22 protein-coding genes and 1 pseudogene are annotated in these 22,462 nt (G+C 63.6%); 6 read left to right on the top strand and 17 right to left on the bottom strand.

Features of this window, described 5'->3' with window-relative positions; all coding sequences use genetic code 11:
• Positions 1-2 precede the first annotated feature (2 nt).
• Together F6S12_RS13200 and nirK are read left to right on the top strand one after the other, a co-directional pair.
• The gene (locus tag F6S12_RS13200; RefSeq protein ID WP_015637188.1) at positions 3-821 is read left to right on the top strand and encodes a YfaP family protein; all 819 of its coding nucleotides are present in this window, start codon (positions 3-5) and stop codon (positions 819-821) included.
• A gap of 113 nt (positions 822-934) precedes the next feature.
• Positions 935-2,023: a copper-containing nitrite reductase gene (gene nirK / locus F6S12_RS13195; protein WP_169893400.1), complete on the top strand. Its 1,089-nt coding sequence runs from the start codon at positions 935-937 to the stop codon at positions 2,021-2,023.
• Between the two features lie 33 nt (positions 2,024-2,056).
• Here nirK and F6S12_RS13190 read toward each other — a convergent pair whose 3' ends face one another.
• From F6S12_RS13190 to F6S12_RS13115, 16 genes are all read right to left on the bottom strand, one after another.
• On the bottom strand, positions 2,057-3,139 hold the full coding sequence (locus F6S12_RS13190) for a dienelactone hydrolase family protein (protein WP_019092772.1): 1,083 nt from the start codon (positions 3,137-3,139) through the stop codon (positions 2,057-2,059).
• A 126-nt stretch (positions 3,140-3,265) separates the two neighbouring features.
• Positions 3,266-3,715, bottom strand: a complete 450-nt coding sequence (locus F6S12_RS13185; RefSeq protein ID WP_011063716.1) for a DUF3828 domain-containing protein — start codon at positions 3,713-3,715, stop codon at positions 3,266-3,268.
• A gap of 10 nt (positions 3,716-3,725) precedes the next feature.
• Positions 3,726-4,097, bottom strand: coding sequence for a hypothetical protein (locus tag F6S12_RS13180; RefSeq protein ID WP_011063715.1), 372 nt, complete (start codon positions 4,095-4,097; stop codon positions 3,726-3,728).
• A 76-nt stretch (positions 4,098-4,173) separates the two neighbouring features.
• The gene (locus tag F6S12_RS13175) at positions 4,174-4,482 is read right to left on the bottom strand and encodes a GGDEF domain-containing protein (protein ID WP_315868966.1); all 309 of its coding nucleotides are present in this window, start codon (positions 4,480-4,482) and stop codon (positions 4,174-4,176) included.
• A 157-nt stretch (positions 4,483-4,639) separates the two neighbouring features.
• A complete protein-coding gene (locus tag F6S12_RS13170; protein WP_019092768.1) occupies positions 4,640-5,071 on the bottom strand; it encodes a hypothetical protein in 432 nt (143 codons plus the stop codon).
• Between the two features lie 97 nt (positions 5,072-5,168).
• Entirely contained in the window at positions 5,169-5,558 is a 390-nt protein-coding gene (locus F6S12_RS13165) for a hypothetical protein (RefSeq protein WP_169893382.1), read from the bottom strand.
• 15 nt (positions 5,559-5,573) lie between these two features.
• Positions 5,574-6,101: an inorganic diphosphatase gene (gene ppa, locus F6S12_RS13160; RefSeq protein WP_011063696.1), complete on the bottom strand. Its 528-nt coding sequence runs from the start codon at positions 6,099-6,101 to the stop codon at positions 5,574-5,576.
• A 217-nt stretch (positions 6,102-6,318) separates the two neighbouring features.
• Positions 6,319-7,131, bottom strand: coding sequence for a zinc-dependent peptidase (locus F6S12_RS13155; RefSeq protein WP_053160168.1), 813 nt, complete (start codon positions 7,129-7,131; stop codon positions 6,319-6,321).
• 5 nt (positions 7,132-7,136) lie between these two features.
• Complete coding sequence (locus F6S12_RS13150; RefSeq protein WP_011063694.1) at positions 7,137-7,793, bottom strand: DedA family protein; 657 nt, start codon at positions 7,791-7,793, stop codon at positions 7,137-7,139.
• Between the two features lie 242 nt (positions 7,794-8,035).
• Complete coding sequence (locus F6S12_RS13145; RefSeq protein ID WP_011063693.1) at positions 8,036-8,494, bottom strand: GNAT family N-acetyltransferase; 459 nt, start codon at positions 8,492-8,494, stop codon at positions 8,036-8,038.
• Between the two features lie 106 nt (positions 8,495-8,600).
• The gene (gene eutC, locus F6S12_RS13140; RefSeq protein WP_041120010.1) at positions 8,601-9,425 is read right to left on the bottom strand and encodes an ethanolamine ammonia-lyase subunit EutC; all 825 of its coding nucleotides are present in this window, start codon (positions 9,423-9,425) and stop codon (positions 8,601-8,603) included.
• A gap of 11 nt (positions 9,426-9,436) precedes the next feature.
• Entirely contained in the window at positions 9,437-10,831 is a 1,395-nt protein-coding gene (locus tag F6S12_RS13135; RefSeq protein ID WP_011063691.1) for an ethanolamine ammonia-lyase subunit EutB, read from the bottom strand.
• A 51-nt stretch (positions 10,832-10,882) separates the two neighbouring features.
• Positions 10,883-13,078 carry an ethanolamine ammonia-lyase gene (locus F6S12_RS13130; RefSeq protein ID WP_315868965.1) on the bottom strand — a complete coding sequence of 732 codons (2,196 nt, stop codon included), beginning with the start codon at positions 13,076-13,078 and terminating at the stop codon, positions 10,883-10,885.
• 29 nt (positions 13,079-13,107) lie between these two features.
• Positions 13,108-14,544: an ethanolamine ammonia-lyase reactivating factor EutA gene (locus F6S12_RS13125; RefSeq protein WP_315868964.1), complete on the bottom strand. Its 1,437-nt coding sequence runs from the start codon at positions 14,542-14,544 to the stop codon at positions 13,108-13,110.
• Positions 14,545-14,569: 25 nt separating this feature from the next.
• Complete coding sequence (gene eutH / locus F6S12_RS13120; protein ID WP_011063688.1) at positions 14,570-15,850, bottom strand: ethanolamine utilization protein EutH; 1,281 nt, start codon at positions 15,848-15,850, stop codon at positions 14,570-14,572.
• A gap of 177 nt (positions 15,851-16,027) precedes the next feature.
• Entirely contained in the window at positions 16,028-17,548 is a 1,521-nt protein-coding gene (locus F6S12_RS13115) for an aldehyde dehydrogenase family protein (RefSeq protein WP_011063687.1), read from the bottom strand.
• A gap of 375 nt (positions 17,549-17,923) precedes the next feature.
• On the opposite strand from F6S12_RS13115, the gene F6S12_RS13110 reads away from it, so the two are divergent.
• The 4 genes from F6S12_RS13110 (at position 17,924) to F6S12_RS13095 (ending at position 22,236) form a co-directional block, all read left to right on the top strand.
• Positions 17,924-19,846, top strand: a complete 1,923-nt coding sequence (locus tag F6S12_RS13110; RefSeq protein WP_123431460.1) for a sigma-54-dependent Fis family transcriptional regulator — start codon at positions 17,924-17,926, stop codon at positions 19,844-19,846.
• Positions 19,847-19,977: 131 nt separating this feature from the next.
• The gene (gene mpl, locus F6S12_RS13105) at positions 19,978-21,327 is read left to right on the top strand and encodes a UDP-N-acetylmuramate:L-alanyl-gamma-D-glutamyl-meso-diaminopimelate ligase (RefSeq protein ID WP_011063685.1); all 1,350 of its coding nucleotides are present in this window, start codon (positions 19,978-19,980) and stop codon (positions 21,325-21,327) included.
• On the top strand, positions 21,324-21,956 hold the full coding sequence (gene ubiX, locus F6S12_RS13100) for a flavin prenyltransferase UbiX (RefSeq protein ID WP_041120005.1): 633 nt from the start codon (positions 21,324-21,326) through the stop codon (positions 21,954-21,956). Before mpl ends, ubiX begins: the two co-directional genes overlap by 4 nt.
• Positions 21,949-22,236, top strand: coding sequence for a YceK/YidQ family lipoprotein (locus F6S12_RS13095; RefSeq protein ID WP_011063683.1), 288 nt, complete (start codon positions 21,949-21,951; stop codon positions 22,234-22,236). The genes ubiX and F6S12_RS13095 overlap by 8 nt, the downstream gene beginning before the upstream one ends.
• A 60-nt stretch (positions 22,237-22,296) precedes the next feature.
• On the opposite strand, the pseudogene F6S12_RS13090 reads toward F6S12_RS13095, so the two are convergent.
• A pseudogene (locus F6S12_RS13090) lies at positions 22,297-22,462 on the bottom strand (oxidoreductase); the annotation flags it as partial.

The raw sequence follows: 22,462 nt of genomic DNA, 5'->3' as shown, positions 1-22,462 counted from the left end.
CCATGAAACTTCCTGCTCCCCCGGTCCTCCTGTTCCTTTGTGGAATGTTCAGCCTGCCCATGGCCCTGGCCGACAGCGGCATCCAGCTCGACACCCCCAAGGGCGGCTGGCGCACTCGAGCCATGGATGGTGAACAGTACATTCAGGAGGTCAACTACCCGGCCTCCTCGGTGAATACCCCCCAAGGCCAGGCCGATACCGCGCGTATTCGCGGGCAGATCAAGGGTGCGCCCAAAGCGAACAAAGAGCCCGGCAAGCTGATCGTCAATGGCGTCAGCATGCCGCTCAAGTTCGATGAGCAAGGCAGCTTCGACCGGCCGTACGCCTTCCCCAACGGCAGCAACAGCGTCGAAGTGCGCAGCCCGGATGGCCAGCAGCGCAAGCGCGTGCAGTTTCTCAACACCGGCGGTGGCGTGACCCCGCCCAAGTTGCGCGTGCTGCTGTCCTGGGACAGCGACAACACCGACCTCGACCTGCACCTGGTAACCCCGGACGGCGCGCACATCTGGTACGGCGACCGCGTGGCTCCCAACGGCGCGACCCTGGATGTGGACGTGACCACGGGCTACGGCCCGGAGATCTTCTCCATGCCGGCGCCGCTCAAGGGCCAGTACCTGGTCTATGTGAACTACTACGGTGGCGGTTATCGCAGTGACGACGATGAAGACGGCGGCCAGGAAAATGCCGTGCAGCCCCTGACCACCGCCCAGGTCACAGTGATTACCGAGGAAGGCACGCCGGATGAAAAGAGCGAGACCTTTGTGGTGCCGATGCGCGCCCCCGGGGAACTGACCCTGGTGCGCAGTTTCAGTTATCCATGACCGGGCTCAACGGATGCGCTTTCCCGGCCATCCGTTCATTGCCCTGAGACAATACGGGCCCCCGGTGTTTGCCTTGCAATGAATCACCATTCATTGGCAGGGAAATGCAGAACATGGGTGCTTTTCAATCGTGGTTGAAGTGCTGTGTAGTGGCCGGAAGTTGTGCCTCCAGCCTGGTGTTGGCTGCGGGCGCCGACGGTTTGCAGCGGGTCAAGGTGGACCTGGTGGCGCCGCCCCAGGTGCATGTTCATGAGCAGGCTGTCAGCGGGCCGCCGAAGGTCGTGCAGTTCCGCATGAACGTGGAAGAGAAAAAGATGGTGGTGGACGATCAGGGCACCACCCTGCAGGCCATGACCTTCAACGGCTCCATGCCGGGGCCGACCCTGGTGGTGCACGAGGGCGACTACGTCGAGCTGACCCTGAGCAATCCGGCCAGCAACAGCATGCCCCACAACATCGACTTCCATGCGGCCACCGGTGCCCTGGGCGGTGCGGCGCTGACCCAGGTGCTGCCGGGGCAGGAAGTGGTGCTGCGTTTCAAGGCTGACCGCAGCGGGACCTTCGTCTATCACTGCGCGCCGCCGGGCATGGTGCCCTGGCACGTGGTTTCGGGCATGAGCGGGACCTTGATGGTGCTGCCGCGCGAAGGCTTGCAGGACCCTGCCGGCAGGCCCTTGCACTATGACCGGGCCTACACCATCGGCGAGTTCGACCTGTACATCCCCAAGGACAAGGACGGGCATTACAAGAGCTACCCGGACCTGGCCTCCAGCTACCAGGACACCCGTGAAGTGATGCGTACCCTGACCCCGAGCCACGTGGTGTTCAACGGCCGTGTCGGCGCCTTGACCGGAGCCAACGCCCTGACCGCCAAGGTCGGCGAAAGCGTGCTGTTCATCCACTCCCAGGCCAACCGCGACAGCCGTCCGCACCTGATCGGCGGCCATGGCGACTGGGTCTGGACCACCGGCAAGTTCGCCAACGCCCCGCAACGCAACCTGGAGACCTGGTTCATCCCCGGCGGTTCGGCCCTGGCGGCGCTCTACACCTTCAAGCAGCCGGGCACCTACGTGTACCTCAACCACAACCTGATCGAGGCCATGGAGTTGGGGGCCCTGGCTCAGGTCAAGGTCGAGGGGCAGTGGGACGATGACCTGATGACTCAGGTAAAGGCCCCCGGGCCCATGACTCCGGCCAAGTGATAGCAGCCGGGGCTCAAGCCCCGGCACCTGGCATCAGAGGTTCAGGGCGAACTTCAGGTAGCCCGGATACACCTGGCGCCAGTCGTCCTGGAAGGTATGGCCTTGCTCATGCTCATGGCTCTGGACCTGGTTGCCGGGTTCTAGGGCCTGTTGCGTGGCGGCGGTGAGCTTCTGGTTGCTCTCGTGCTCCTTGGCGCCATGGACGATGACGATGCGCTTGTCCCGGGCCTTGGTTTCGCCGAAGGGAATCCGGTAGCCGCCGGGTGACAGCAGCAGCGCGCCGCTGTAGTGCTGCGGGTACTCGGCGATCAGGTGCGAGGCGTGCTCGGCACCTTGGGAGAAACCCATCAGGACGATGCGCGAGCGATCGATACGGGTCTGCTTTTCCAGTTTCTTCAGCGCTGCGCTGACCGCCTCTTCGGTCGGCGCTACCGAATGCTGCTGCCACATGAACTGGTGCTCATCGCGCTTGAGAGTGCCGTTGATGCCCACCAGCACGGCTTTTTCCCCCACCAGGTCCGTGCGCATGTCGATGCCGTCGCTGCCTTCGGTACCGAACCCCGACAGCCAGACCACTACCGGCCAGCCCTCGCTCGGGGCCTTGCCCTGGGGAATGCTGAAGGCCGCAAGGCCCGCATCCCTGGCCTTGGCCGGGTAGTTCTTCTCGGCGGCCTGCAACAGCTTCTTGTAGGCCGGGTCCTGCTGCAACGATTCCAGTTCGTCGTCTTCCTTGAGCAGCACCAGCTGCCAGAAGCCACGCTCGCGGGCCTGGTCGAGGTATTCGGCGGCGCGCTTGTTCTTGTCCATGGCCGCCAGGCTGCCGGCGGCCTGGTAGGAGGCGTAGGCATTCTTCGGATCGAGGCGGGCAGCGGTCAGGTAATAGGCGAGGGCGCCGGCGTAGTTGTCGTGCTGGCTCTTCTCATTGTCCCCGGCCTCGATGAAATCCGCTGGCGTGGCTTCGTCCAGGTACAGATTGGCCATGCCGGCCAGGCCTTGCCAACGCCCCTTGGCGACGTCCTGTTGCGCATCGGCATGGGCCCAGGAACTGCTGAGGCTGAGAACGCTGAACAGCGAGAGAAATGACAGGGGCAGGCGTACTGCGGCCGGCAACGACATGACTGAGAGTCCTTTTTCAGTGAAGGAGGTCCCGGGCCGTTGCCCGAAACGGCGCGCAGCTTAGCATGGCGGATCGCCCGGATGGACGACCCGCGCTGTGGCCGGAGTCAGCGCCGAAGCGGTAGGTCAATCGCTCTGGTCGGCGGTGGAAATCACTTCATCGATCTTCCAGCAGCCCTTGTCCTTGATCATCCGCACATCGACGATCTGGGTGGTGTCCGGGGTGTTGCCCAACGTCACTTGCTCCTTGGCGCTGGAGCCCTGGACTTGTGGTTCGCTGACCTTGATCTGGGTCAGCCACTCATCCATGTAGTCCTGGGCCTTGAGGAAGTAGTCCTCTTCCAGGCCGTCGGGGCTGGCCATCTGTTTCTTGATCTTGGTGATCAGCGAGTCGGAGACGTACTTCTTCATTTCCGCCACGTTGTCGGTCAACGGATCCTTGTCTTCGCTGAAGGTTTGCAGGTACCAGCTATAAAACGCCTGGGTTGCGGGCTTTGGCGAACTGGCGCAGTCGGCCAGGGCTACCGACTGATGCATCGCGACCGCTGCCAGCAGCGAGCAGAACAGCATTCTCATGGGGGACCCCTTACGGATGGCGATAGATTTTGTAGGCAGGTTTCTGCACCCGGTAGGAATGCCCCGGGTAGAAACCGTGCAGTTGCTTGAAGTCTGACACCCAGAGTGTGCCGTTGAACATCGCCATGTGACCGTGGGGGTGCCCTGGAATGGGCTGGATGATCACCACATCGCCCGCTGCGGGCGTCTGGCCGGCCGGTTGTTCGATGAAACCGGCAGAAGTCAATGATGAGCCGAAGTCCTTGGCCGAGTGCTTCCTGTGCAGAATCACCCCACCGCCACCGGCTTCGATCGCCTGGCGAGTATAGGCCGCACAGCGCCCCGTACTACCGGCGTGAGCGTGAGCGTTCAAGTGACTGATAGCGGCTTCTTTATTCCACATTCCTTGTCATCCGAGAGTCCTGGAGAGCGGCGAGTTTATTCTTGCCCAAGGGCGCCGGAAATACTGGCTAAGTGCCTTATTTGCCGCCTTTGGGGGGCGTATCACAGTTATCCCGCTGATTGGCAAAATCACGCAGGAGCCAGGCGGCCTGCTCATCGGTCGCGGCCAGGAGGCAGGTGAACTGTTCACCGCCAATGCGGGCAAATACGTCTTTTGTACCCAGGGTTTCTGCAAGCACCTGGCTGAATGCGACCAGCACTTGGTCGCCGGTCTGATGACCGTAGGCGTCGCTCAGGCGCTTGAAATGGTCCAGGTCGCACAGCAGCAAGGTCATTGGTGAGCACCGGCGCTGGCATTCGATCAGCATCCGCTCGCCATTGACCATGAACGCCCGGCGTTTGCATGTCCGGATTTCTCGTTAACGTCGCGCTCAAGGGGCAGGAGTCGAAGCCGGCCGCTGCAGACCGGGCGAATTGCCATCAATGGGCGGGATTGTAGCGAGAACGTGAGGGCCTTGGTGTGGGGGCCAAGGAGGGAAGGGCCTAGCGGAACCTCCCGCAAAGCGCGTTGCCCTGGTAACCGTGCGCGATTGGCCCGAGGAACATGAATGGGCCACAGGCGTAGAAGTCCGAACTGACTTTCTGGTTCACATACAGCAACGCAGCTTCGGCGCCGTTTATATCGTTGCCGTACGAGGTGGCGCTGTAGGACTCGCAAACCGGCAGTTTCAGCGGGATTGGCAGGATCACGAGCAAAACGGTGGTGCCGCACCACTGGCGTTCGGCGGGGCTCTTCTGCGTGCGGGTGATGACCGGGGTCATGGAGTGGCCCACCAGCGTTTGGTGAGCGTCGGTCTTGGTGACTTGCCTTTCGGGCATATCCATCCAGGCACCCACGCACCCGCAAAGGCCAAGGGCTGTCAGCGCCGCCAGCAATGCACCGTTGATGGCTCGCCGCAGGGGCTGAAAATTCACCGCAGGGGATCTTGTAGGAGCTGCAAAGCTGCGTAGGTCGTGCATCCTGCACCTGCTGTAGGAGTGGCCGGTCCTTCCCGTGCCCGGGTTCCAGGCATTAAAAAGCCGGCTTGTGGCCGGCTTCTCGGGGACTGGCTTGGTTCATTTTTGGTAAACCGCACCAGCCTTCAAAACGTACACCCAGCTCTTGCGGCTGGCTGTGGGACTGGGCGAGAAAGTCATCCGCTTCGTCAGGCGCTCTGACCGCTTGAAGGGTCGATGCGCAAATGTGGGGCGCAGCATACGCATATTCGCCGGGAATTCCCAGTGCGAAGCGCGTTCCAGAGGCCTTGAAGCAGTAAAAAGTGCGAAGAATATGTTGCTGGATGCGTGGTCGGCCGAGGAAGCGGTTCACCGGCAAGCCGGCGCCAGCAGGCAACTGGTGCTGCGTGCGGGCATAAAAAAGCCCCGGATGACCGGGGCTCTTTCTTGAAGCTTGTTGCTCCAAGCGTGCAGTTACTTCTTAGCCTTTGTAGGCAGCAACCGACTTCAGGATCTCGGCGCGGGCTGCATCGGCATTGCCCCAACCGTCGATCTTCACCCACTTGCCTTTTTCGAGATCTTTGTAGTTCTCGAAGAAGTGCTTGATCTGTTCCAGCAGCAGGGCTGGCAGGTCGGTGTATTCCTTCACGTCGACATACAGCTGGGACAGCTTGTCGTGTGGTACCGCGATCACTTTGGCATCGCCGCCGCCGTCGTCGGTCATGTTCAGGATGCCCACTGGACGGGCACGGATCACCGAGCCTGGCGCTACTGGGTAAGGGGTCACGACCAGTACGTCGAGGGGGTCGCCGTCGTCAGCCAGGGTGTTGGGGATGAAGCCGTAGTTGGCCGGGTAGAACATCGGGGTGGCCATGAAGCGGTCAACGAACAGGCAGTCGCTGTCTTTGTCGATTTCGTACTTGATCGGCGCGTGGTTGGCCGGGATTTCGATAGCGACGTAGATGTCGTTCGGCAGGTCTTTGCCCGCCGGAATCTTGCTGTAGCTCATTGGGCGTTGCCCCCGTTAGTTGACCAAATGACTTGGCCGGATTGACCAAAAAGTGGCGGCGATTATAGACACACTCCGCTACCGATGCCACGTGCCAAGGGTCGTAGAACCTTGGTTGTACTGTGTTGCGGGCGTGTTCGGGTTTGCCGAGCGACCGGCGGCCTGGTTGTCAGGTAACCGGTCTTCAGATGAACAGCTTAAATAGCGCGACAGGACATTAGTGGTGCGTTTGATAGACCGGATCTTCTGCTTGAAGTTGCTGTAACCGGGCCAGTGGATTCTGCCGATAAAACAGCTGTAGTTGTGCATAGACTTTCGGATAGGCCGCCACCAGCAAGTCCGGGGCGCTGAAGAAGTATTCGCTGGTGACGGCGAAGAATTCCGCCGGGTTTTCCGCGGCGTAGGGGTCGATGGCGGTTTCTGCGTCCGGATTGCGGTCCAACTGGTGGTTGAGGTCGTCGTAGGCGCTTTGCATCACTTGCGCCCACTCGCTGACCCGCATGTCGCTGTGCAGCGGCGGCAGGCCGTTGGCGTCGCCGTTGAGCATGTCCAGCTTGTGGGCCAGTTCGTGGATCACCAGGTTGTAGGCTTCCCAGCCACCGCTGGCCAGGACTCCGGGCCAGGCGAGGATGATCGGCCCCTGCTGCCAGGCTTCGCCACTGTGCTCGCCATCCCATTCGTGCTCGATACCGCTGGCGTCGCGATGGCGTTGCGGGCTGAGGAAGTCGTCGGGGTAAAGGATGATTTCGTGGAAGCCCTGATACCAGTTCAGGTCCCCCAGGTGCAGCAGCGGCAGCTGTGCCTGGGCCGCCAGTAGCAGGCGCTGTTCCTGGTGCAGCTCGACCCCGGGCAGGGCGGTGAGGTGCTTGTCGTCGAGAAACAGCACGCTGGCCTCGCGCAGCCACTGGTCCTCGGCGGCACTGATGCCGTCGAGGAAGGGCAGGTGCTGGCGTACCCGCTGCCAGGTTTCATCGCTGACCGGGTGCCTGGCCAGCCGGCGCTTGCGGCGCCAGGCGCTGAGGGACCACATGGTGCTTAGCGGGTTTCGGCTTTTTCGGTACTGCGGCCAAAACGGCTGCGCAGTACGCCAATGATCATCGGCACCAGGGACAGGAGGATGATGGCCACCACCAGCAGCGAGAGGTTTTTCTTGATGAAGGGCACGTTGCCGAAGAAGTAGCCCAGGGTCACCAGGCCGCCGACCCAGAGGATGGTGCCGGCCACGCTGAAAGCGAAGAACCGTGGGTAAGGCATGCGCGCCACGCCGGCGACGAAGGGCGCGAATGTGCGGATGATCGGCAGGAAGCGCGCCAGGGTCACGGTCTTGCCGCCGTGCTTTTCATAGAAGTCGTGGGTTTTCTGCAGGTAGTCGCGACGGAAGATCTTCGAGTTGGGGTTGCTGAACAGCCGTTCCCCTGCCGTTCGTCCAATCACATAGTTGGTGCTGTCGCCAAGGATCGCCGCCAGCATCAGCAGGCCGCCCAGCAGCACCGGGTCCATGCCGCCGCCTGCGGCCACCGCGCCGGCGATGAACAGCAAGGAGTCGCCGGGCAGGAAGGGGGTTACCACCAGGCCCGTCTCACAGAAAATCACCAGGAACAGGATGGCGTAGATCCAGGGCCCGTAGTTGGTCACCAGCATGTCGAGATAAACGTCGAGATGAAGGATTAGGTCGATCGGGTTGAAATCCATTGGGGCACCTGTGATGACAGCCTGGCTCGGCAGGCCTGTGCGATGACTCGGAGAAAGGGACTACAGGGGTGTGTAGCTTTTCTTACGATCCGAAAAGGTCGGCATTATAAGGGCTGACAAGTGAAATGCGTGTTCAGATTGTAGCGGGGCGTTTCGGCTTGGCCGGTGCTTGGTAGGTTGCCGGGAGGGCGCGCGTCAGGGGCGGAAATGCCAAAGCGGCCCTGGGGCCGCTGTCTGCAGAGTCAGTCGTCGCTGAGGGGCAGGACGTAGTTCTTGAACTCGGTATCTTCGCGAAAACCCATGGACTCGTAGGTTTTGCGTGCCACTTCGTTGTTGCTGCTGGTGGACACCCGTAGGCGCACGGCGTTGGTTTCCTTGGCCATCTTCTTCGCGGTGCGCATCAGGTTGTCCGCTACCAGCTGGCGTCGGGCGTCTTCGGCAACGTAGATATCGTTGAGAATCCACACACGCTTGAGGGAGAGGGAGGAAAAGCTCGGGTACAGCTGGCAGAAGCCCAGCAATTTGTTGCTGTCGTCGTCGGCCAGGGCCAGGTAGATCACCGATTCCTTGCGCCGCAGGCGTTTTTCCAGGAAGGCCCTGGACGAATCCGGGTAGGGCAGTGCGCCATAGAATTCGCGGTATTTGACGAATAAGGGGGTCAACAGATCCAGGTGCTCGAGGGTTGCTTGAGTAATCCGCATGGTGGCTCTCAACTTCAAGTGGATGTGACGGCACAGGTTGGATGACTCGGGCAGCCGTGTTGCGATGCTGCCCAAAGCGGCGAAAAAGCGCAATCGTCTTGCAAAATCACGCTTGGGGCGGGCCCAGGAGGAAGTTGCCCTTCATATCTGCCGGCTCGTCGCTGTCCAGGGTCTGCACTTGCGCCTCGTCTTTGAGGTTCACCCCCGACAGTTGGCGGCGGCAGGCTTCACGCATCAGGTAGAGCAGGCGGTGAGCGGCCATGCCGTAGCTCAGGCCCTCCAGGCGCACATTGGAGATGCAGTTGCGATAGGCGTCGGTGAGGCCGATTTTCGGCTGGTAGGTGAAGTAAAGCCCCAGGCTGTCGGGGGAACTGAGCCCCGGGCGTTCGCCGATCAGGATCACCGTCATCTTCGCCCCCAGCAGTTGCCCGACCTCGTCGGCCACCGCCACCCGGCCCTGTTCCACCAGCACCACGGGCGACAGCGACCAGCCTTCGGCGGCGGTCTGTTCCTCCATGCGTGCCAGAAATGGCAGGGTATGGCGATGCACCGCCAGGGCCGACAGGCCGTCGGCTACCACCACTGCCAGATCGAACCCGCCGGGATGGGCGCTGGCGTAGTCGCGCAGGGCCTGGGCCGAGTCGTCACTGAGCCGGCGTCCCAGGTCGGGGCGTTGCAGGTAGCTGTGGCGGTCGGTGGCGGCGCTGTGCAGCAGCAGGCTGTCACGTCCGCGCTCGGCCAATTGAGCGCTCAGGCCGGCGTGGTCGAAGGGCAGGTGCACGGCGTCCCGGGCCTGGGCGTGGGCGTATTGGAAGTCCAGTTGAGCATCGGTGGGCAGGCTGGTGCCGGTACGGCCCAGGGCAATGCGTGCCGGAGTCAGACGGCGCAGTTCCAGCCAGGGGTTCTGCGAATCGGTCGGGTGTTTTTGCATGAGCCTGTTCCTTATCCCAACTGGGCCAGCGCCTGGCGGAAAGCCGGCGGCAGGTTGTTGCCGAAATGCACCTTGCCGTCGGCCTGGGTGAAGATGCCGGTCCTGGCCAGCCATTGCTCGAACTCAGGGGCAGGTTTCAGGCCCAGGGTCTGGCGAGCATAGAGCGCGTCGTGGAAGGACGTGGTCTGGTAGTTGAGCATGATGTCGTCGGAGCCGGGGATGCCCATGATGAAGTTGATTCCGGCCACGCCCAGCAGGGTCAGCAGGTTGTCCATGTCGTCCTGATCGGCTTCGGCGTGGTTGGTGTAGCAGATGTCACAGCCCATGGGCACGCCCAGCAGCTTGCCGCAGAAGTGGTCTTCCAGGCCGGCACGGATGATCTGCTTGCCGTTGTACAGGTACTCGGGGCCGATGAAGCCGACCACGGTATTGACCAGGAACGGCTTGAAGTGCCGGGCCACGGCGTAGGCGCGGGTTTCGCAGGTCTGCTGGTCGATGCCGAAGTGGGCGTTGGCCGACAGGGCGCTGCCCTGGCCGGTCTCGAAGTACATCAGGTTCTGCCCCAGGGTGCCGCGGTTCAGGCTCAGGCCCGCCTCGTAGCCTTCCTGGAGCACGTTGAGGTTGATGCCGAAGCTGGCATTGGCCGCTTCGGTGCCGGCAATCGATTGAAAGACCAGGTCCAGGGGCACGCCGCGATTGATCGCCTCGATGGAGGTGGTGACGTGGGTCAGCACGCAGGCCTGGGTGGGGATCTCGTAGCGCTGGATGATGGCATCGAGCATTTCCAGCATGGCGCAGATCGAGGCGATGCTGTCGGTGGCCGGGTTGATGCCGATCATCGCGTCGCCGTTGCCGTACAGCAGGCCGTCGAGAATGCTTGCGGCGATGCCCGCCGGCTCGTCGGTGGGGTGGTTGGGCTGCAGGCGGGTGGACAGGCGTCCACGCAGCCCCAGGGTGCCGCGAAACTTGGTCACCACGCGGATCTTCTGCGCCACCAGGATCAGGTCCTGCACGCGCATGATCTTCGACACCGCGGCGGCCATTTCCGGGGTCAGGCCCGGCGCCAGGGCCCGCAGGCTCTGTTCGTCGGCGGCGTCGCTGAGCAGCCAGTCGCGAAAGCCGCCCACGGTCAGGTGGCTGACCGTGGCGAAGGCCTCGCGGTCATGGGTGTCGATGATCAGCCGGGTGACTTCGTCGGACTCATAGGGAATCAGCACCTCTTCGAGAAAGTGCTTGAGGGGGATATCCGCCAGGGTCATCTGGGCGGCAACCCGCTCGCCGTCGTTGAGGGCGGCAACCCCGGCCAGAAAGTCGCCGGAACGGGCCGGGCTGGCCTTGGCCATGACGTCCTTGAGGCTGTCGAAGCGATAGGTCTGAGAACCTACGCTGTGGGAAAATTGGGCCATCTCAGTCTCCGTTTCAACGATGTAGGGGCGTTGCCGAGTGCTGGCGGATCATCAGGATGCCACCTTCTTCAGCAGGTTTTCCAGACGGTTGCCGGCAGCCCGGTGATGGAGGATGGCAAAGGCCTTTTCCGCCACCAGGCTGCCGCCTTCCAGCGGCGGCAGGCCACCGCTGTAGATGTTCGAGATCACGGTGTATTCATAGCGAATGTCGGCATTGCCGCTGAACTGGGCGGCGGCGCGGCGCGCCTGCTCGTCCGGCAGGCGGTAGCCCAGGTAGGCGGACATGCTCCGTGAGGCCAGGGCATCGCCGCCGGGCCGCTCGCCGATCAGCACGATGATCAGCTGGGGTTGCAGGGCCTCGCCCACCGACTCCGCCAGCTTGACCCGGCCATAGGGCGCGAGGATCGGCTGGCCGATGCGCAGCTCGCGGCTGTGCAAGCCGTCCAGCAGCACCGGCAGCAGCTCGGGAATGTTGTGGTGGATGGCCTCGGCACTGAGGCCGTCGGAAATCACGATCTGCACGTCGTTGTATTCCGGTTTAAGGCGCCGCAGCACTTCCTCGGTCAGCCGCGCGCCCAGCTCCGGGTCTTGCAGATGGGCCAGCTTGTCCGGGGCGGCGGTGCGCAACTCACGCAGGGCAATGGCGCCGATTTCGGTGGGGCGCAAGTCGACGTAGATTGCCTCGCGGGCCACTGCCAGGTTGGCGCGTACAGTACGCGACACGCTGTTGGCCGGGCGCGGCCCGGCGTTGTCGAAGCCGTAGGTGGCCGGGGTGGATTCCAGCAGGCGCTGGAAGTCGATGTCTGACTGGCAGAAAATCCTCGGGTTGCCCCAGTTCGGCCCGCGTTCCACGTTGCCGTGGGCGTCTTCCTGGAAAATCCCCTTGCCCAGGGCCCAGCGCAGGTATTCCGGGGCCGGTGCCAGGTCGTGCACCTCGCGCAGGGTCTGGTTGTCGTGGGCGCTGGTGTCGAAGTAGGCGAGCATGCGGTCGGTGCTCAGGTACACGTCCATGAAGAAGTTGGCGCCTGCGGCAGTCAGCAATTCGGTGGCCATCTGCTGGCCTTCCAGGGTTACTTGCGAGTGCAGGGTGTAGCAGGGGGCCATGCCCATGGGCAGGCCCAGCAACTTGCCCATGAACTGGTCCTGCAGGCAGGAGTAGGTCATCTCGAAGTTGTCGAGGTGGGTTTCCGGGCCGATGAAGCCGGTGACGTTGTTCACCATGTACGGCCGGTAGCGCCGGGCAAGCCCGTAGCACAGGGCTTCGCAGGTGGTCATGTCGATGCCTTCGTGCTTGCCGTAGGTCAGCTCGCTGCCCTGGCCAGTCTCGAAGTACATGAAGTTTTCCGCCACGTCCCGCAGCGGGCCGCGCTCGGCCATGGTCTGCCAGGCCTGGTCCAGCAGTTGCACAGTAACGTCGAACTCGTCGGTCAGGGTACGTTCGGTGCCCGCCAGGCTCTGGAACATGATCTCCACTGGAGCGCCCTGGTCGAGGCAGGCCAGTTGGGTCTTGATATGGGACAGCACGCAGATTTGGGTGGGTGCTCCGGTTTCCCGGCGCAGCTTGTCCAGGTGGTGGAGCGTGGCGCTGATGTTGTCCACGGTGTCGATGGCCGGGTTGAGGCCGATCAACGCGTCCCCCGAGCCCATGCTCAGGCCGGTGTAGACCAGCAGGGTGATGCCGCTGAGGTTGTCGGTGGGATGGTTGGGCTGCAGGCGCGACGACAGGGTGCCGGGCAGGCCCACCAGGGTTCGGGCCTTGGCGGCCGCGCCACTCTTGAGCTTTTTCGACAGCAGGATCAGTTCATGCACATCCAGCAGCTTGGCCAGGGCGGCCACCATCACCCCGGTCAGGGCGCGGCCGATGCGGCGTATTTCGGTGCCGTGGCTGCGCAGCAGGCGATCTTTCAGGGCGCCCAGGGTAAGAGGGGCGATTTCCCCGAACACTTCGTGGTCGATGTCGTAGTTGACCTGCATGACACTGTCGATATGGCCGTGACGGTCGGTCAGCGGGTGCTGGAAATAGTGATCCAGGGTCAGTTCCGAGAGCACCTTGCGCGCTGCTTCGCGAGTGATTTCATCCACGGCGGCCAGCCCCGCCACACGGTCCCCGGCCTTGCTGATGTCGGCGGCGCCGAGCACCGCCTTGAGGCTGTCGAAGGCGATCTGGCGATCCAGCACCCGGGTGCTGTAGCCACGTTCGGCCGGGACGACGGGAAGGCGGATGTGCTGCAGTTCGGTGAGTGACATGGCAAGACTCTCCTTGGCCGGCATCGGCATCAGTGCACACCGTAAAAGGCGACGGGCACTATGTGCTGATGGGGTGTTCCCAGATTGATGAAGTGCGCCGAGCGTTCACGTACTTCGTCGATGACGATCAGGTTGCAAGAACTGCGCCCCCAATCCGTGGTGTAGTTGCCCAGGACCTTGCCGACGTTGCTCTCCAACAGCAGCACCAGCGGCCATTGGGCAGCCGGGCGGGCAGTGCCCAGGGCCCGGCACAGCAGGGCGCCGAGGTGGCGTATTTCTTCCAGGCCTGGCGCCTGGCCGCCATCGAGCAATTGCAGGCAGGCACCGTCGCGGCTGCTCAGGGCCAGTTCCAGGGCCGCCTCCAGTTGCTGCCGGGAGGCGCGCACCGATAGACGGGCAACGATGGGCAGGTCCTTGAGCGGCAGTGCTTCGGGCCGGGGCAGGAACAAGGTGCTGCCGGAGATTTCGGTGTTGTGCAGGGTCAGCCCGTAGACCGTGGCCCGGCCACGGTTTTCCGGGACCAGGCGGCGGGCGTCACGCACCAGCCGCGGCTGGCGGGCAATGGCCAGGGCCAGGTCGATGCCCAGGTCGCCGTAGTGGGTGGTGCCGGGCAGGGTTTCACCCTGCAAGTGCTGATACAGCAACTCGCCAACGCCACCGGAAAAGGTCAGCGCCACATCAGGTTCGTGAGCCGGCAGGTTCAGCGGCAGTTGCTCCGTCAACCGGCCCAGCGGGCTGGCAAAGAACGCTCGGTCCCCCGACACGAGCGCCAGCAGGGCGTCGATGTACCAATCCAGCACGGCCTGCAGTTGTGAGCTGTCGAGGAGTTGTCCGGATGTTTTGCCAATCGCCAGGTGATCGAGCAGGGCCCGGCCGAACTCCGACATTCCGCTGAGCCGATAGCTGCCCGGCTCGAATTGCAGGTGCCGGGCACCGATGAAATGGCAACCGCTGGCCAGCACATTGCCCTCCAGGCCCCAGGCGGCATTGGTGGTGCCACCGCCGATATCCAGGTTGAGCATGGGCTGCTGCGCGTGAAAGCGGCTCAGGGCCGAGCAACTGCCCATGAACGCCAGCCAGGACTCCAGGCCGCCATCGTCGGCACGGGTGATCAGTGCGTTACCGATCAGTTGCCCCACCAGTTGCGCCAGGGCCTGGGCGTTGTGCCGCCGGGCCGCCAGCCCGGTGATGATCACCCCGCCGGAAAACAACTGCTGCGGGCGCACGTCCGCCTGTTCAAGCCAGGTTTCGATCAGGCCGCGGATCGCGGCTTCATCGATGACCTCATCCTTGAAGGGCGTGAACACCGGGTCGCCGCGAAACAGCACCCGGGGTTCGTTGAGGGCCATGCGCCCGGTGATGCAGTGGCTGCTGAGGCTGGCCTGGGCAATCAGCACGCTGCTGGTGGTGGACCCGAAGTCCAGCCCCAGCAGCAAGACCTGGGCGCCGCCGGTGAAGGCTTGCATGCAGGCGTTCCTCGCCGCGCCGGAGTCAGGCCGTGGCCTTCTGGCCTGCCGGTTCCGGGGTTTCCAGGGCCGTGCCGCCCAGGTACTCGCCTTCGCCGATGATTCCGGCAGCCCGGTCCTGGGCTTCCAGTTGCAGGGCCTTGGGCACCGACAGCCAATAGGCCAGTCCCACCGCGACGAAGCCGGCGCTGATCTTGCCGATCAATACCGGGAGGATGATGGTCGGCTGGAAGTTGGCGGTGAAGGACAGGTGGTCCCCCAGCAGGAAGGCGGCGCAGACACCGAAGGCGATGTTCACCACCTTGTCCTTGGGCGGCATGAAGCGCACCAGGCGGAACATGGCCAGGATGTTGGCGATGGTGGCCAGCATGCCGGCACTGCCTACCGCGCTGAGGCCGATCTTGCCGCCGAGGTTTTCCAGGGGCTTGCCCAGGTACTTGCGCAGCAGGTAGACCATGGGGAAGGCGCCGGCCAGCATGATGCCGATGTAGCCGGCGGTTTCCAGGGCGCGGGTCTGGTCCTCGGCGTCGGCGATGATCGGGTGGAAGCCCCAGCCGCCAAACACCGCGGAGAAGGCCCCGGTGAAGTACTCGACGATGGAGAACACCAGTACCAGCTTGATCGCCGCGTCCATGGCCCGGCCGAAGATGATGAAACCCTTGATCATCATGTCCGGCAAAAAGCGCAGGCCCAGGGCCAGGGCCACGACGAAGATCAGGATCGGCAGCAGGTTGGCGAAGATGCTGCCCAGGCCCAGGGCCAGTTGGTAGCTGGCTTCGCCGCTGGTGCTGACCAGTTCGCGTACCTGCGGGTTGCTGAAGGCCAGGATCAGGCTGGCGATCATTACGCCCACGGGAATGGTGAGGATCCCGGACATGATCCCCAGGGCCATGTACTTGTGGTCGCGCTTGTCGAGCATCGCCAGGCCCATGGGGATCGAGAAGACGATGGTGGCGCCACCCATGAAGCCGGTGATCAGCGCCATTACCAGCGCTTCCTTGCTGGCGGCCAGGGCCGAGGCCAGCTGATAGCCGCCCATGTCCGAGGCGATGATCATGGTCGCCGCCAGGGCCGGATCGGCTCCCAGGGAATTGAAGAACGGTCCGAATACGGTTTCGATGACCACGGTGAGATAGGGGATGGAGGCCATGATGCCCGCGGCCGGCACGAAGATGTAGCCGGTGGCGTGAATGCCTTCCATGAATTCCTTGCCCAGGCCTCGCTCGCTGTCATAAATGGCGGCGAAGGCGCCAAGTACGGCGCAGAGCATGATGAGGTAGAGCACGTAGTTGCCGATCTGATCCATTGCGTTTGTCCCTTGTTATTGTTTTTCAAGCAGGGTCTGTGCACGACTGGTTTGGCGCAGAACTTCCGACAGCAGTGTCCCGTCCGGCAAGCCGTCGGCACCGGATCAGAGCAGGTGAACCTGTGCGGCAGGGCCGCGAAAAGGCCTCCCGGCGGCCTGTGCCGCCGGGAGGATCGATCAGAAGAAGCCCAGCGGGTTGATGTCGTAGCTCACCAGCAGGTTCTTGGTCTGCTGGTAGTGGTCGAGCATCATCTTGTGGGTCTCGCGGCCCACGCCGGATTTCTTGTAGCCACCGAACGCGGCGTGGGCCGGGTACAGGTGGTAGCAGTTGGTCCAGACGCGGCCGGCCTTGATCCCGCGGCCCATGCGGTAGGCGCGGTTGATGTCGCGGGTCCAGACCCCGGCACCCAGGCCGAACTCGGTGTCGTTGGCGATCGCCAGGGCTTCGGCTTCGTCCTTGAAGGTGGTGACGCTGACCACCGGGCCGAAGATTTCCTCCTGGAACACGCGCATCTTGTTGGTGCCCTTGAGCAGGGTCGGCTGGATGTAGTAGCCGCTGGACAGGTCGCCCTCGAGTTTTTCCACCTTGCCGCCGGTGAGCAGCTGCGCACCTTCGTTCTTGGCGATGTCGAGGTAGGAGAGGATCTTGTCGAACTGCTGCTCGGAAGCCTGGGCGCCGACCATGGTGTCGGTGTCCAGTGGGTCGCCACGCTTGATCTGCTCGATCTTCTTCATCACCACTTGCATGAATTCGTCGTAGATCGATTCCTGCACCAGGGCGCGGGATGGGCAGGTGCAGACTTCACCCTGGTTGAAGAATGCCAGCACCAGGCCTTCGGCGGCCTTTTCGATGAACTTGGGCTCGGCCTGCATGATGTCTTCGAAGAAGATGTTCGGCGACTTGCCGCCCAGTTCCACGGTGGACGGAATGATGTTCTCGGCGGCGCACTTCATGATGTGCGAGCCCACCGGAGTCGAGCCGGTGAAGGCGATCTTGGCGATGCGCTTGCTGGTGGCCAGGGCTTCGCCGGCTTCGCGGCCAAAACCTTGCACCACGTTGAGTACGCCGGGTGGCAGCAGGTCGCCGATCACTTCCATGAGCACGGTGATGCCCAGCGGGGTCTGCTCGGCGGGCTTGAGTACCACGCAGTTGCCCGCTGCCAGGGCCGGGGCGAGTTTCCAGGCGGCCATCAGGATCGGGAAGTTCCACGGGATGATCTGCCCGACCACGCCCAGGGGTTCATGGATGTGATAGGCCACGGTGTTGCCGTCGATTTCCGCAGCGCTGCCTTCCTGGGCCCGCAGGCAACCGGCGAAGTAGCGGAAGTGGTCGGCGGCCAGGGGAATGTCGGCGTTCAGGGTTTCGCGCACGGCCTTGCCGTTGTCCCAGGTTTCGGTGATGGCCAGCAGTTCGAGGTTCTGTTCGATGCGGTCGGCAATCTTCAGCAGGATCAGCGAGCGCGCCTGCACCGAGGTGGCGCCCCAGGCGTCGGCGGCGGCGTGGGCAGCGTCCAGCGCCTTGTCGATGTCTTCGGCGGTGGAGCGGGGGAATTCGGCAATTGGCTGGCCGTTGACCGGCGAGGTGTTGGTGAAGTACTGGCCTTTGACAGGCGCGACGAATTCGCCGCCGATGTAGTTACCGTACTTGCTCTTGAACGAAACGATAGCGCCTTCAGTACCGGGGTGTGCGTAACGCATGGTGGGTATCTCCTGGCTTTTATGCTTATGGGGGAGGACGCGCCGTAGCGCATATCAAGCGTAGAGCAAAGGTCGGGCCAGCGTGCTACAGGCCATATGCATCAAGGGTTTGCGGATGTTTCGAGGGGACCGCTACGGGGCGCTGTGACGGATCCGGTACAGGCTTGAGTGACAGTTTGTAACCTAAGTGGCACAACCTGTGACTCGGGAGTCAAGCCGGCATTGCAATGCAGCAGCGCCTGGAGGATGCTGGTTCGCGTGTCGAATCTTGTCGGACAAGTCTGATGAGCATTCCTCCTTCGTAGTCGATTGCAGCCCGGCAGTGGCGACAGTATTTCGTCTGAGCGTGACAGCGCAGCAGGAGAATAATAAGAAATGCACACTAGCAATTACTTGAGCCGGCATGCCCAGCAGGTGCTCACCGTGGCCCAGGGCAAGGCTCATTTGCAGGGCCCGGGCAGCGATCCTTCCATTGCCCGCTCCTGGCTGCGCTGCCTCGAGGACTATCATCTCGACCCGGCCCAGGTCATGGCCCCTACGGTGCTTGAACATGGCCGCCTGTTGGAGAGCCGCGAGCGCCTGCAAGATGTCTTGCAGATTGCCGGCACCGAGATGGCCAACCTGCACCAACAACTGTCCGGCGCCGGGCATGCGGTGCTGCTGACCGATGCCCGGGGCGTGATCCTCAACTGCATTACCGCCCCCAGCGAACGCAAGATCTTCGAGCATGCCGGACTGTGGCTGGGCGCCGATTGGAGCGAGGCCCGGGAGGGCACCAACGGCATCGGCACCTGCCTGGTGGAGCGCCAGCCGCTGACCATTCACCAGGGCGAGCATTTCCGCGGCCGGCACACCGGCCTGACCTGCTCTGCGAGCCCGGTGTTCGACCCCCATGGCGAGTTGCTGGCGGTGCTGGATGTGTCGTCGGCGCGCCAGGACGTGTCCCGGCAGAGCCAGTTCCACACCATGGCCCTGGTCAATCTGTCGGCGAAGATGATCGAGAGCTGCTATTTCCTGCGTTATTTCGAGAACCAGTGGCTGCTGCGCTTTCATCTGCAGGCGGAGTCGGTGGGGCTGTTCAGCGAGGGCCTGCTGGCGTTCGATGGCGATGGCCGGATCTGTGCGGTGAACCAGAGCGCCCTGAACCTGCTGGGGCATATTCGCGGCGGGTTGCTGGGCAAGCCGGTGGAAAGCTTTTTCGACTGCTCCCTGGATGAACTGCTCGGCCGCGCCAGTATCAATGCCAGCGCCAGTTGGCCATTGCGCACCCGGGACGGGCGACGCCTGTTCGCCTTGTTGCGCGGCCAGCCACAGCCGGCCGCACAACCAGCGGTGCTGCGGGCACCGCAGGCCATTGCGCCGGCGCGGCCCTCGGGGATCTGCCTGGGGGATGACGGCCTGCAGAACGATTTTCGCCGCGCCTCGCGAGTGTTCGAGCGCGATGTGCCGTTGCTGATCAATGGCGAGACCGGCTCCGGCAAGGAGGCCTTCGCCAAGGCGGTGCACCAGGGCAGCGCGCGGGCGGGCAAGGCCTTTGTCGCGCTCAACTGCGCGGCTATCCCGGAAAGCCTGATCGAGAGCGAGCTGTTCGGTTATCGCGGCGGCAGCTTTACCGGGGCGCGCAAGGAGGGCATGCGCGGCAAGTTGCAGCAGGCTGATGGCGGTACCTTGTTCCTCGATGAAATCGGCGATATGCCCCTGGCCCTGCAGACCCGTTTGCTGCGGGTACTGGAGGATCGGCTGGTGGTGCCGATCGGCGGCGAGCCGCAACCGGTCAACGTGCGCATCATCAGCGCGACCCACCGTGACCTGCTGGAGCGGGTGCGCGACGGTAGCTTCCGTGAGGACCTGTATTACCGGCTCAATGGCCTGGAGATCGCCTTGCCGGCCTTGCGCGATCGCAGCGACAAATCCCAGTTGCTGGATTTCCTCCTGGCCGAAGAGGCGGGCGGCCAGCCGGTGATGCTGGAGGAAGCGGTGCGCCAGAGCCTGTTGAGTTATTCCTGGCCGGGTAACGTGCGGCAATTGCGCAACGTGCTGCGTACCCTGGCGGCCTTGTGTGAAAACGGCCGCATTGGCCTGGATGATCTGCCGCCGCTGATCCGCCACAGCCGCCCGGCGCCGCTGGGCGAAGCGGAAGCAGAGGTGCCGGAGCGGCCACTGGAGGATGCCGAGCGGGTGGCGTTGCTGGCGGCCCTGGAGCAGCAGCGCTGGCACATGACCCATACCGCCGAGCAGTTGGGCGTGAGCCGCAACACCCTCTATAGAAAGCTGCGCAAGCACGGCATCGCGCGATAGTCCGAGCTGCCGGCCGCTGCTGGCCCGTCGGGCTTGCGCCGGCGCAGGCCAGCAGCAACCTCCCGGTCAGCTAATGGGTGCGATTTGCAGCCCTCTACGCTAACCTGCGCCGATGTTTTTCGAGGTCGACTATGCACATCCATATTCTCGGTATCTGCGGCACTTTCATGGGGTCGATGGCGGTTCTGGCCAAAGAGCTGGGCCATCACGTCACCGGTTCCGACGCTAACGTGTATCCACCGATGAGCACCCAGTTGCAGGCCCAGGGCATCGAGCTGACCCAGGGCTACGATCCTGCCCAGCTGGACCCGGCGCCGGACCTGGTGGTGATCGGCAATGCCATGTCCCGCGGCAACCCGGCGGTGGAGTACGTGCTGAACAAGGGCCTGCCCTATGTGTCCGGCCCGCAATGGCTGGCCGACCATGTGCTGCAGGGGCGTTGGGTACTGGCGGTGGCCGGGACCCACGGCAAGACCACCACCAGCAGCATGCTGGCCTGGGTCCTGGAGCATGCGGGCATGAGCCCGGGCTTCCTGATCGGCGGCGTGCCACAGAATTTCGCCGTCTCCGCGCGCTTGGGCGGTACGCCGTTCTTCGTGATCGAGGCTGATGAGTACGACAGCGCCTTCTTCGACAAGCGCTCGAAGTTCGTCCACTACCGCCCACGGACCGCGATCCTCAATAACCTGGAATTCGATCATGCGGACATCTTCCCTGATCTTCCGGCTATCGAGCGGCAGTTCCACCATCTGGTACGGACCATTCCCAGCGAAGGCCTGGTGATCCATCCCACCACCGAGCCTGCCTTGCAGCGGGTGATCGAGATGGGCTGCTGGACCCCGGTGCAGACTACCGGCGCCGGTGGCCAGTGGCAGGTCAAGTTGCTGAGCGCCGACGGTTCGGCCTTCGAGGTGATGTTCGAAGGCGTGAGCCAGGGCGTGGTGGAGTGGGAGCTGACCGGCCAGCACAACGTTGCCAATGCCCTGGCCACCCTGGCTGCGGCACGCCATGTGGGCGTGGTGCCGTCGATGGGCATTGCCGGCCTGAGCGCGTTCAAGAGCGTGAAGCGGCGCATGGAGAAAGTCGCCGAAGTGCATGGCGTGACCATCTACGATGATTTCGCCCATCACCCGACGGCCATCGCCACTACGCTGGATGGCTTGCGCAAGCGGGTTGGCGATGCCCCGGTGATCGCCATCATCGAGCCGCGCTCCAACTCCATGAAGCTCGGCGCGCACCGTGATGGCCTGCCGGAAAGCGTCAACCAGGCCGATCAGGTGATCTGGTATGCCCCGGCCAACCTGGGCTGGGATCTGGCCGCCACGGCGGCCTTGTGCACGGTGCCGTCGATTGTCAGCGACTCTCTGGAAGGCATCATCGAGCGGGTGAAGAGCCAGGCCAAGCCGGGCACCCAGGTGGTGATCATGAGCAACGGCGGCTTTGGCGGCCTGCACGGCAAACTGGCCGAGGCGCTGCGATGAACAACGGCCCGGAACGCATCACCCTGGCCATGACCGGTGCCTCGGGCGCCCAGTACGGCCTGCGCCTGCTGGACTGCCTGGTGCGTGAGGACCGAGAGGTGCATTTTCTGATCTCCAAGGCTGCGCAATTGGTCATGGCCACGGAAACCGATGTGACCCTGCCGCCCAAGCCGCAGACCATGCAGGCCTTCCTCACCGAATACACCGGTGCGTCGGCGGGGCAGATCCGCGTTTATGGCAAGGAGGACTGGATGTCGCCGGTGGCCTCGGGCTCCGGCTCGCCGGCGGCGATGGTAGTGGTGCCGTGCTCCACCGGCACCTTGTCGGCGATTGCCACCGGTGCCTGCAACAACCTGATCGAGCGCGCCGCGGACGTGACCCTCAAGGAGCGCCGGCAGTTGATTCTGGTGCCTCGCGAGGCGCCGTACTCCAGCATTCACCTGGAGCACATGCTCAAGTTGTCGAACATGGGCGTGACCATTCTGCCGGCCTCGCCGGGCTTCTATCACCAGCCGCAGACCATCGATGACCTGGTGGATTTTGTCGTCGCGCGGATTCTCAATCTGTTGAGCATCCCGCAGGACATGTTGCCGCGCTGGGGCGAGCATCATCTGAGCAGCGATGAGTAAGTCCCTACTGGTGCTGTTGGCCGCCCTGCAACTGGGCGGCTGTGCCACGGCCCGGACCTTGAATGCCGCCCAGCCCGGGGCGCCGGTGGTGTATTCGGGGACGCGCCTGGACTTGTATGCGATGCAGGGTGGGTGCTGCGCCATGGACCGCTTTGGCGCCGAGGCACCGAGCTATCCTGGCGTGGATCTGCCAGCCAGTGCCCTGCTCGATACCCTGTTGCTGCCGCTATCGGTGCTGACGGTATTGGGGGTGGGGTTTCAGGCAACGGGCGGGTTGTAGTGCTTCGCCGGCAAGCCGGCTCCTACAGGTGTGTGCAGGAGTGGCTCGCGGGCGAGCGATTCATTTGCCCAGCTTGCGTAGTTCGTCGGACTCGACGATGCGCGTGCCGGTCTGCTCTTCCAGGGCCAGGCGCCACATGGCCCGGGCCAGTTGGCAGGCTTCGATCCCGCGGTACTTGCCCGGTATCAGCCGCGACAGTGGTCCGGCCAGCTGTTCGCCCAGGCGC

Source organism: Pseudomonas sp. JV245A, assembly GCF_032424515.1.
GTDB classification, from domain to species: domain Bacteria; phylum Pseudomonadota; class Gammaproteobacteria; order Pseudomonadales; family Pseudomonadaceae; genus Aquipseudomonas; species Aquipseudomonas protegens.
Note: the sequence above shows the minus strand (reverse complement) of the source record. Positions and strands in the feature narration are given on the sequence as shown.

Bases quoted from the DNA above. Each gene is read 5' to 3' on its own strand.
- F6S12_RS13200 (WP_015637188.1), top strand. From the start codon at position 3: ATGAAACTTCCTGCTCCCCCGGTCCTCCTGTTCCTTTGTGGAATGTTC.
- nirK (WP_169893400.1), top strand. From the start codon at position 935: ATGGGTGCTTTTCAATCGTGGTTGAAGTGCTGTGTAGTGGCCGGAAGT.
- F6S12_RS13190 (WP_019092772.1), bottom strand. From the start codon at position 3,139: ATGTCGTTGCCGGCCGCAGTACGCCTGCCCCTGTCATTTCTCTCGCTG.
- F6S12_RS13185 (WP_011063716.1), bottom strand. From the start codon at position 3,715: ATGAGAATGCTGTTCTGCTCGCTGCTGGCAGCGGTCGCGATGCATCAG.
- F6S12_RS13180 (WP_011063715.1), bottom strand. From the start codon at position 4,097: ATGTGGAATAAAGAAGCCGCTATCAGTCACTTGAACGCTCACGCTCAC.
- F6S12_RS13175 (WP_315868966.1), bottom strand. From the start codon at position 4,482: ATGGTCAATGGCGAGCGGATGCTGATCGAATGCCAGCGCCGGTGCTCA.
- ppa (WP_011063696.1), bottom strand. From the start codon at position 6,101: ATGAGCTACAGCAAGATTCCGGCGGGCAAAGACCTGCCGAACGACATC.
- F6S12_RS13155 (WP_053160168.1), bottom strand. From the start codon at position 7,131: ATGTGGTCCCTCAGCGCCTGGCGCCGCAAGCGCCGGCTGGCCAGGCAC.
- F6S12_RS13150 (WP_011063694.1), bottom strand. From the start codon at position 7,793: ATGGATTTCAACCCGATCGACCTAATCCTTCATCTCGACGTTTATCTC.
- F6S12_RS13145 (WP_011063693.1), bottom strand. From the start codon at position 8,494: ATGCGGATTACTCAAGCAACCCTCGAGCACCTGGATCTGTTGACCCCC.
- eutC (WP_041120010.1), bottom strand. From the start codon at position 9,425: ATGCAAAAACACCCGACCGATTCGCAGAACCCCTGGCTGGAACTGCGC.
- F6S12_RS13135 (WP_011063691.1), bottom strand. From the start codon at position 10,831: ATGGCCCAATTTTCCCACAGCGTAGGTTCTCAGACCTATCGCTTCGAC.
- F6S12_RS13130 (WP_315868965.1), bottom strand. From the start codon at position 13,078: ATGTCACTCACCGAACTGCAGCACATCCGCCTTCCCGTCGTCCCGGCC.
- F6S12_RS13125 (WP_315868964.1), bottom strand. From the start codon at position 14,544: ATGCAAGCCTTCACCGGCGGCGCCCAGGTCTTGCTGCTGGGGCTGGAC.
- eutH (WP_011063688.1), bottom strand. From the start codon at position 15,850: ATGGATCAGATCGGCAACTACGTGCTCTACCTCATCATGCTCTGCGCC.
- F6S12_RS13115 (WP_011063687.1), bottom strand. From the start codon at position 17,548: ATGCGTTACGCACACCCCGGTACTGAAGGCGCTATCGTTTCGTTCAAG.
- F6S12_RS13110 (WP_123431460.1), top strand. From the start codon at position 17,924: ATGCACACTAGCAATTACTTGAGCCGGCATGCCCAGCAGGTGCTCACC.
- mpl (WP_011063685.1), top strand. From the start codon at position 19,978: ATGCACATCCATATTCTCGGTATCTGCGGCACTTTCATGGGGTCGATG.
- ubiX (WP_041120005.1), top strand. From the start codon at position 21,324: ATGAACAACGGCCCGGAACGCATCACCCTGGCCATGACCGGTGCCTCG.
- F6S12_RS13095 (WP_011063683.1), top strand. From the start codon at position 21,949: ATGAGTAAGTCCCTACTGGTGCTGTTGGCCGCCCTGCAACTGGGCGGC.